7 protein-coding genes are annotated in these 9,056 nt (G+C 60.8%); 3 read left to right on the top strand and 4 right to left on the bottom strand.

The annotated features are described in order from the left end of the window. Positions 1–127: 127 nt before the first annotated feature. Both HJB82_RS22165 and HJB82_RS22160 read right to left on the bottom strand, forming a co-directional pair. Positions 128–1,321: an MFS transporter gene (locus HJB82_RS22165; RefSeq protein WP_221141418.1), complete on the bottom strand. Its 1,194-nt coding sequence runs from the start codon at positions 1,319–1,321 to the stop codon at positions 128–130. A gap of 64 nt (positions 1,322–1,385) precedes the next feature. After that, positions 1,386–2,162: a DeoR/GlpR family DNA-binding transcription regulator gene (locus tag HJB82_RS22160; protein WP_221115422.1), complete on the bottom strand. Its 777-nt coding sequence runs from the start codon at positions 2,160–2,162 to the stop codon at positions 1,386–1,388. 301 nt (positions 2,163–2,463) lie between these two features. On the opposite strand from HJB82_RS22160, the gene HJB82_RS22155 reads away from it, so the two are divergent. The 3 genes from HJB82_RS22155 to HJB82_RS22145 all read left to right on the top strand — a co-directional run bounded on the left by HJB82_RS22155 (position 2,464) and on the right by HJB82_RS22145 (position 4,769). Next, positions 2,464–3,237, top strand: coding sequence for an amino acid ABC transporter substrate-binding protein (locus HJB82_RS22155; protein WP_207582237.1), 774 nt, complete (start codon positions 2,464–2,466; stop codon positions 3,235–3,237). A gap of 93 nt (positions 3,238–3,330) precedes the next feature. Then, the gene (locus HJB82_RS22150) at positions 3,331–4,011 is read left to right on the top strand and encodes an amino acid ABC transporter permease (protein WP_221115421.1); all 681 of its coding nucleotides are present in this window, start codon (positions 3,331–3,333) and stop codon (positions 4,009–4,011) included. Continuing rightward, positions 4,008–4,769, top strand: coding sequence for an amino acid ABC transporter ATP-binding protein (locus tag HJB82_RS22145; protein ID WP_207582238.1), 762 nt, complete (start codon positions 4,008–4,010; stop codon positions 4,767–4,769). The genes HJB82_RS22150 and HJB82_RS22145 overlap by 4 nt, the downstream gene beginning before the upstream one ends. Before the next feature lie 44 nt (positions 4,770–4,813). On the opposite strand, the gene HJB82_RS22140 is transcribed toward HJB82_RS22145, so the two are convergent. Together HJB82_RS22140 and pyc are read right to left on the bottom strand one after the other, a co-directional pair. Next, entirely contained in the window at positions 4,814–5,386 is a 573-nt protein-coding gene (locus HJB82_RS22140; RefSeq protein WP_207582239.1) for an NADPH-dependent FMN reductase, read from the bottom strand. 202 nt (positions 5,387–5,588) lie between these two features. Next, positions 5,589–9,053 (bottom strand): pyruvate carboxylase, encoded by a 3,465-nt coding sequence (gene pyc / locus HJB82_RS22135; protein ID WP_221141414.1) that lies wholly within the window; start codon positions 9,051–9,053, stop codon positions 5,589–5,591. Positions 9,054–9,056: the final 3 nt, after the last annotated feature.

Here is a 9,056-nt window from a genome sequence, read left to right as displayed (position 1 = left end):
AAGGTCGACATACGAAAACAGCGACCCCGTCCGATCATCCCCGCCGCGCATCCAAATTCCCTCGAAATCACTTGCAAGATGGAATCATGTGTCCAGCCCAAAAGCCAGTGGGTTTTTCAGCAGCCTGCTAGTGGCCGCCTCCGGAGACTCCATCGGCATAATGGGCCAGGTTGGAAAGCAGGAGAACAACAAGGAGCAGCACCGGCAGCGCCATGAAAACGATGGCGAAACCGATATGCTCGGCGACGAAGCCGATCAAGGACGGCGCAACCAGCATGCCGGAATAGCCCATGGTGGTCACGACAGAGATGCCGATGCCGGGCTTGAGGCCGGGAATGTTGCCCGCCGCCGAGAAAGCGATCGGCACCATGTTGGAAATGCCGATGCCACAAAAGGCAAAGCCCAGAATGGCGATCTCGGCGTTGGGTGCCAGGCCTGCAAACAGCATGCCGACGATGGCAAACAAGGTGCAGATCCGCAGCGTCTTGACGCCGCCCAGGCGGTCGCGCACCAGGTCGCCGGCAAAGCGCATAATCGCCATCGTCGCCGAAAAGGCTGCGAAACCAAGGCCAGAAAGCGCCACGGATGCATCCATTTCCTGCCGGAGATAGAGCGCACCCCAGTCCAGTACCGCGCCTTCCGGCACCATGCTGAACAAGGCCATCAAACCGAGCAGCCACGGCAGCGGCACCATCGGCAGTCTTGTCTTTTCCTTCCTTGTGTCGGGATGCGGCGGATCAGCAAGGATCATAGGCCAGGAGATAGCCAGGAAGATCGCCGCCAGCACCGTCGCCAGTTCGGCATGACCGAGAATGCCGAGCTTGGAGATCGCGATGCCGCCGAGGCCTGAGCCGATCAGCCCGCCAAGGCTCCAGAAAGCGTGGCAGGACGACATGATGGAGCGGCGCATGGATTTCTCCACCGACACCGCATTGGCGTTCATCGCCACATCCATGGCACCGATGAAGCCGCCGAACAGGAAGAGCGAAATTGCCGCGGTGACGACATTTGGCGCCAGCGTCAATGCCAGCAGCAATGGCAGCACGCAGACAGCCAGGACCTGAACGACGACACGCGAGCCGTGTTTGGCAATCTGCGCCCCGGCGATCGGCATCATCACCAGCGAGCCGACGCCGAAGACCAAGATCATCAGCCCAAGTTCGAACTTGGAGAGCGCCAGGCGCTCGGCAAAATCCGGGATCTTCGGCGCCCAGCAGCCGACGACGAAGCCGTTCATCAGAAAAAGCAGGGAAACCGCCGCCCTGCTTTTGGTAACGAAGCCGCTCCGCGCTCCCGGCGACGCATTCACATGACTATCCATTTCTCGGTCTTCCTCATTGCCGGGCTTGTACGCGCCCGGTTTCCCTAAACTCTATGACAACCGCCTAGTTCGTTTTCTCGGCGATAACAGTTCTGCATCCGCGCTCGCGATAACCGGCGAGTATGGCCGGATCGGCATCGTGCTCGACGACCAGGCAGTCACAATGAGCAACCGGCAGGATGCTGTGCGGGGCAGCCGTGCCGAACTTCTCCGAAGTTGCCGCCACCAGCACTTTTCTGCTTCTCGACGCCGCATACCGCTTGAACTCGGCATCTTCGAAACCGAACACCGTGATGCCGGCCTCAAGATCGACGCCGCAGGCACCAAGAATACAGAGATCGGGCGCAAGCTGTTCCATATCCCGCAAGGCTTTGGCGCCGAGCGAACCGCCCGTCTGCCGGTCCACCATTCCGCCGATCAGGATGACGTTGACGGCAGGCTTATCGATCAGCGCGGAGGCAATCGCCGGCGCATTCGTCGCAGCCGTCAGCGCCAGTTCGGCCGGCAATGCGTTGGCAATCGCCAGATTGGTGCTGCCGGCATCGAAAAATACAGTCGAACCGGCGGCAATCTGCTGTGCCGCAGCGCGCGCCAGTGCCTGTTTCCGGTCAGCCGCAAAACCCATCCGCTGCGTCAGGTTCCCGTGCGCCGGCGAGACCGGCAGTGCGCCGCCATAGACCCGCTCGCAGAGCCCTGCTGCGGCCATCTCCCGCAGATCGCGGCGCACCGTATCCTCGGAGACGCCGAATTCGAGGGCAAGTTCCGTCGCCAGCACGCGGCCGTTGATCCGCAGCCTGTCGGAAATCACGCCTTGGCGCTCGCGCAATAGGAAATCCTGCATGTTTTTACCGGGTCGAAATCATTGGAACCAGAAACGTGCATAAACACTTATGATCATGCGCACAACATGCATAAACACACGTTTCCTGACGGTCTGAAACAAAGCTCTACGACCAGAGTGGAATCCGGACAGCCCGGTTGGCGGATGGAGCCGGTTTTTACAGGATTCACGGTTTAACCGGCCGCTTGAGAAAAATATTTGCAGTTGCTGCTTTTATTCGCAGTTTTTTACGCTTCCGACGCCCTAATTTTCTGCGAACTATCGCTCATCCGATGACAACCTCCCAAGGATGGATAAAACAATGAACTGGTTGAAAACCGTCGCCGCCGCTGCCCTCATTCATGCTGCTGCCCTCCTGCCTGCCCATGCCGGCGAGAACCTCGCCGCCATCAAATCGGCCGGCGTCTTCAAGATCGGCACCGAAGGCACTTACGCGCCCTTCACCTTTCATGACGAAAGCGGCAAGCTCGTCGGCTTCGACGTCGAGATCGGCGAAGCGATCGCTGCCAAACTCGGCGTCAAGGCCGAGTTCGTCGAGGGCAAGTGGGATGGCCTGATCGCCGGCCTCGACGCCAAGCGCTACGACACCGTCATCAACCAGGTCGGCATCACCGAAGCCCGCAAACAGAAATATGATTTCTCCGAACCCTATATCGCTTCCAAGGCCGTGCTGATCATCCGCGACGGCGACGACAGCATCAAGACCTTCACCGATCTGAAGGGCAAGAAATCCGCCCAATCGCTGACCAGCAATTTCGGCAAGATCGCAACCGAAGCCGGTGCCGAACTCGTCGGCACCGACGGTTTCGATCAATCGATCCAGCTCGTGCTGACCAAGCGCGCCGACGCCACGATTAACGACAGCCTCTCCTTCCTCGATTTCAAGAAGCACAAGCCGGACGCGCCGGTGAAGATCGCCGCAGAGCAGGAAAATGCCGATTATTCCGGCATCATCATCCGCAAGAACGAGCCGGAGCTTCTTGCCGAAATCAACAAGGCGCTTGCCGACATCAAGGCCGACGGCACTTACAAGAAAATCGCCGACAAGTATTTCGGCCAGGACGTTTCGAAGTAAGTCCCACTCAAGAATGGCCCCTCCCCCTTGTGGGGAGGGGTTGGGGAGGGGTATTCGAGATATCACCACCCAACTGACGAGAGGGAACGCCCCTTGCCGCACTGGCTCCAACTCATGGCGGATTCGCTGCCCTCGCTCCTCTGGGCGGGGCTGATCTTCACCATTCCGCTGACGCTGCTGTCCTTCGTCTTCGGCCTGGCCCTCGGGCTCGCCACCGCAATCGCCCGACTCTTCGGGCCGGCGCCGCTTTCCGCCGTCGCTCGTTTCTATGTATGGGTCATCCGCGGCACGCCGCTGCTCGTTCAGCTCTTCGTCATCTTCTACGGCTTGCCGAGCCTCGGCATCCTGCTTGACGCCTTTCCAGCCGCCCTGATCGGCTTCACGCTGAATATCGGCGCCTATAGTTCCGAGATCATCCGCGCCGTCATTTCCTCGGTGCCGAAGGGCCAGTGGGAAGCCGCCTATTCGATCGGCATGAGCTGGCGCCAGGCGATGAGCCGCACCATCCTGCCGCAGGCCGCCCGCGTCGCCGTGCCGCCTCTGTCGAACACCTTCATTTCGCTGGTCAAGGACACCTCGCTTGCCGCCGCAATCACCGTGCCGGAGCTCTTCCAGGCGGCGCAGCGCATCGTCGCCACCACCTATGAGCCGCTGATCCTCTATATCGAGGCGGCGCTGATCTATCTTGCCCTAAGCTCCGTCCTCTCGCAGCTGCAGGTGCGGCTGGAACGCCGCTTCGCGCGTTATGGCGGCATGCTGGAGGCAAATGCATGATCGAGCTTTCCAACATCGAAAAGCGCTTCGGCGACGCCGTCATCCTCAAGGATATCAGCATCCGCATTCCCGAAGGCAGCGTCACCGCCCTGGTCGGGCCTTCGGGCGGCGGCAAGAGCACGCTGCTGCGCTGCATCAACCTGCTCGAAATTCCGACCGCCGGTTCCATCCGCCTCGGAGAGGAAACGCTGGCCTTTGCGCCGGGCAAACGAACGAGCTGGCAGGCGATCCAGAAGATCCGCCGCCAGACCGGCATGGTCTTCCAGAACTTCCAGCTCTTCCCGCATCAGACCGCGATTGAGAATGTTATGGAGGGCCTGGTGACAGTCCTGAAATGGCCGAGGGAAAGGGCGCGCGAGCGGGCGATGGAGTTGCTGACCAAGGTCGGCATGACCCACAAGGCCGATGCATGGCCTTCGACGCTCTCGGGCGGTCAGCAGCAGCGTGTGGCGATCGCTCGCGCCTTGGCGCCGTCGCCGCGCGTGCTTCTCTGTGACGAACCGACCTCGGCGCTCGATCCGGAACTCTCGGCAGAAGTGGTCGATGTGCTGGGTCAGCTTGCCCGCGAAGGCACGACCATGGTGATGGCGACTCATGATCTCAGGCTTGCCTCGAAGATCGCCAATGACGTCGTCTTTCTGGAAGCCGGAAGCGTGGTGGAAACGGGTAGCGCCAGGGCGATCTTCACTGCGCCGGAGCGCGAACGCACCAAGCGCTTCATCTCGACGATCAACGCGGCGCATACCTACGACATTTGAAGCAATGCCGGGATGCGGCCATCCCGGCATTGCTGGAACTCCAATCAGGAGGCCGTGACGACGGCGCGCGCAGCCTTCAGCGCATTGCCCCACCATGTGATCTGATCGAGCAGGTTCTTGGCAGCCTCGTTGAGATGGGCGTAATCGCCAAGGCTCTTGCCTTCCTTGAGAACGGCAAGATATTCGCTGAATGCGATGTGGACACCGGTCTTGACGGAAGCGGCGCCCATTTCCACGAAGATCAAACGCAGTTGCTCGACCGCACGTGCGCCGCCGACGCCGCCGTAACCGACAAAACCGACCGGCTTCTGGATGAATTCGCCGAGATCGATCGCGTTTTTCAGAACGGCCGTCGGAGCATGATTGTACTCGGCGGCGGTGAAGATGAAGCCGTCGAATTCGCGCAGCTTCTTCTTCCAGCGCTCGGCGGAGTCGCTTTCCGCTGTGGTGGCGCGCGCTTCGCCGAAGAAATGCATGGGATAGTCGATAAGATCGAGAACTTCGACTTCCAGATCGGAGCGCTGGCCGACCAGCTCGGCAATCCACTTGGCCGGATGTTCGGCGAAACGGCCAATACGCGTGCTGCCGACAATGACGGCAATCTTCAACTTGCTCATGGAGATGATTTCCTGATGGGTCTTGGGGGCGGATGGTGGGAGCGCAAGTCTATGAGAAAGTCTCCTCGCCGGGCAAGGCAAGGAGACTGCCAACTCGTCGAAAAATCAGCTTTTCACCGCCCGATCATACACAATCGGGTGATTGGCCGCAGTCGTTGGACAGCAGAACGAAGCCTCTCGGCGACGATCGCCCGCCCGTTGCTCAAGCGCCATAGACGACGAGCAGGTCCTTGGCGTCGATCTGATCGCCGGCCCGCACCAGCACCTCCGAGATCGTCCCGTCCTTTTCCGCATGCAGCGCCGTTTCCATCTTCATCGCCTCGATGGAGACGAGCACGTCGCCGGCACTGACCGCCTGACCTGGAGAGACGAAGACACGGCTGATGACGCCCGGCATCGGCGCACCGACATGGACGGCATTGCCCGGTTCCGCCTTGCGGCGGACGGCTGCACCTGTTGCCCCATGGGCCCGGTCCGGCACCTTGATGCGGCGCGGCTGGCCGTTGAGTTCGAAGAAGATGGTCACCATGCCCTGGCTGTCAGTCGCGCTCATCGCCTGGTTGACGATGACCAGCGTCTTGCCGCGTTCGATATCGGCAAACAGTTCCTCGCCATCTCCGAGCCCGTAGAAATAGGCCGGCGTCGGCAGCACCGAAACCGGGCCGTAGGTATCGGAGGCAAGCGCGAAGTCGGTGAACACTTTCGGGTACATCAGGTAGGAGGCGAATTCGAAATCGCTGACCTCACGTTCCAGCTTCGTCTCGATGACCTTGCGCTCAGCATCGAGGTCGGCCTCCTTGAGCAAGGAGCCGGGCCGCACGGTATAGGGCTTGTCGCCCTTCAGGGCCTTCTTCTGCAGCGTTTTCGGCCAGCCTGAGGGCGGCTGACCGAGATCACCCTTCAGCATCGACACCACCGATTCCGGGAAGGAGACTTCCTTGTCGGCGCTGACGACATCGGCAACTGTCAGGTCCTGGGAGACCATCATCAGCGCCATGTCGCCGACCACCTTGGAGGACGGCGTCACCTTGACGATATCGCCGAACATCTGGTTGGCATCGGCATAGGCCTGCGCCACCAGATGCCAGCGGGTCTCGAGGCCGAGTGAGCGGGCCTGTTCCTTGAGGTTGGTGAACTGGCCGCCCGGCATTTCATGTAGATAGACTTCCGAGGCCGGGCCTTTGAGGTCGCTTTCGAAGGCGGCATACTGGTTACGCGCCGCTTCCCAATAGAAGGAGACGCGGCGGATCCACTCCGGATCGAGGCCCGGATCGCGCTCCGTACCGCGCAGCGCCTCGACGATCGAGCCGAGACAGGGCTGCGAGGTGTTGCCGGATAGCGCATCCATCGCCGCATCGACCGCATCGACGCCGGCATCGACGGCGGCAAGCACGGTCGCGGCCGCAATACCTGATGTATCATGCGTATGGAAATGGATCGGCAGGCTGGTCGCTTCACGCAGTGCCTTGAACAGAACCTTCGCAGCCGCAGGCTTGAGGAGGCCGGCCATATCCTTGAGCGCGATGATATGCGCGCCGGCCTTTTCAAGCTCGACCGCAAGGTCGGTATAGTATTTCAGATCGTATTTCGGACGGGCCGAGTTCAGGATATCGCCGGTATAGCAGATCGCCGCCTCGCAGAGCTTGTTCTCCTCGGCAATGGCATCCATCGACACCCGCATGTTCTCGACCCAGTTCAGGCAATCGAAGACGCGGAAGAGATCGATGCCGCCCTTGGCTGCCTGGCGGACGAAGTATTTGACGACATTGTCGGGATAGTTGGTGTAGCCGACGCCGTTGGCGCCGCGCAAAAGCATCTGCAACAGAAGGTTCGGCGCGCCCTCGCGGATCAGCGCCAGGCGTTCCCACGGATCCTCCGTCAGAAAGCGCATCGAGACGTCGAAGGTGGCGCCACCCCAGCATTCGAGCGACAAAAGGTTCGGCAGTGCATGCGCATAGGTGCCGGCGATGCGGGCGATGTCATAGGTGCGCATGCGGGTGGCGAGCAATGACTGGTGGCCGTCGCGCATCGTCGTGTCGGTCAGAAGCACGCGTTTTTCATTGCGCATCCATTCGCCGAATTTCTTCGGACCGAGCGTGTCGAGCAGTTGCTTCGTTCCATCCTTGACCGTGTTGCCATTGGCGTAGGGAACCACCGGCTGGGCAGCGTTATCAAGCGGCCTTGGCCTGTCCTTGGCCTCGGGATGACCGTTGACGGTGACGTCGGCCAGATAGGTCAAGAGCTTCGTCGCGCGGTCCTGGCGCTTGACCTGCTGGAAGAGTTCCGGCGTCGTGTCGATGAAACGTGTCGTGTAGCTGTTGTCGCGGAACTTCGGATGGCCGATGATCGCTTCGAGGAAGGTCAGGTTGGTAGCGACGCCGCGAATACGGAACTCGCGCAGCGCCCGGTCCATGCGGCTGATCGCTTCGGACGGGTTCGGCGCCCAGGCCGTGACCTTGACGAGCAGCGGATCATAATAGCGGGTGATGATAGCGCCCGAATAGGAGGTGCCGCCGTCGAGACGGATGCCGAAACCCGACGCCGAGCGATAGGCGGTGATGCGGCCGTAATCCGGAATGAAATTGTGCTCCGGATCCTCGGTGGTGATGCGGCACTGCAGCGCATGACCGTTCAGGCGGATGTCAGCTTGAGCGGGAACGCCCGATTCCGGCGTGCCGATCGCAAAGCCGTCGAGAATGTGGATCTGCGCCTTGACGATGTCGATGCCGGTGACGACTTCGGTCACCGTATGCTCGACCTGGATACGCGGATTGACCTCGATGAAGTAGAATTTGCCGGTATCGCTATCCATCAGATATTCGACGGTGCCGGCGCCGACATAATTGGTCGCCGAGGCGATCTTCATCGAATAAGCGGCAAGCTCCTGGCGTTGCGCTTCCGAGAGGTAGGGCGCAGGCGCGCGCTCGACGACCTTCTGGTTACGGCGCTGGATCGAGCAGTCACGTTCAAACAAATGAACGACATTGCCGTGTGTATCGCCGAGAACCTGGCTTTCGACGTGGCGGGCGCGTTCGACGAGCTTTTCCAGATAGACCTCGTCCTTGCCGAAGGCGGCCATCGCCTCACGTTTGGCCTCGGTCACTTCACGGGCCAGATCCTTCGGATCGCGGATGGCGCGCATGCCGCGACCGCCGCCGCCCCAGGAGGCCTTCAGCATGACGGGATAGCCGATCTCCTCGGCCATCTTCGCCACTTCGGCCATATCCTCCGGCAACGGCCCCGTTGCCGGCACCACAGGCACGCCGACCGAGATCGCCAGGTTGCGCGCCGCGACCTTGTTGCCGAGCTGGCGCATCGTATCGGCCTTCGGGCCGATGAAGATGATGCCGGCCTTGTTGCAGGCATCGACGAATTCGGGACTTTCCGACAACAGGCCATAACCTGGATGAATGGCATCGGCGCCTGAGAGCTTGGCGACGCGGATCACTTCCTCGATCGACAAATAACTTTCGATCGGGCCCATGTCCTTGGCAAGATGCGGGCCGCGGCCGACCTGATAGCTTTCGTCCGCTTTGAAACGGTGCAGCGCCAGTTTGTCTTCCTCCGCCCAGATCGCCACGGTTTTTATTCCAAGCTCGTTGGCCGCGCGAAACACGCGAATGGCAATTTCGGAGCGATTGGCAACGAGTATCTTGGAAATGGGCAAAAC

The organism is Rhizobium sp. NZLR10 (assembly GCF_019685125.1).
Classification (GTDB): domain Bacteria; phylum Pseudomonadota; class Alphaproteobacteria; order Rhizobiales; family Rhizobiaceae; genus Rhizobium.
Note: the sequence above shows the minus strand (reverse complement) of the source record. Positions and strands in the feature narration are given on the sequence as shown.

Bases quoted from the DNA above. Each gene is read 5' to 3' on its own strand.
- HJB82_RS22165 (WP_221141418.1), bottom strand. From the start codon at position 1,321: ATGGATAGTCATGTGAATGCGTCGCCGGGAGCGCGGAGCGGCTTCGTT.
- HJB82_RS22160 (WP_221115422.1), bottom strand. From the start codon at position 2,162: ATGCAGGATTTCCTATTGCGCGAGCGCCAAGGCGTGATTTCCGACAGG.
- HJB82_RS22155 (WP_207582237.1), top strand. From the start codon at position 2,464: ATGAACTGGTTGAAAACCGTCGCCGCCGCTGCCCTCATTCATGCTGCT.
- HJB82_RS22145 (WP_207582238.1), top strand. From the start codon at position 4,008: ATGATCGAGCTTTCCAACATCGAAAAGCGCTTCGGCGACGCCGTCATC.
- HJB82_RS22140 (WP_207582239.1), bottom strand. From the start codon at position 5,386: ATGAGCAAGTTGAAGATTGCCGTCATTGTCGGCAGCACGCGTATTGGC.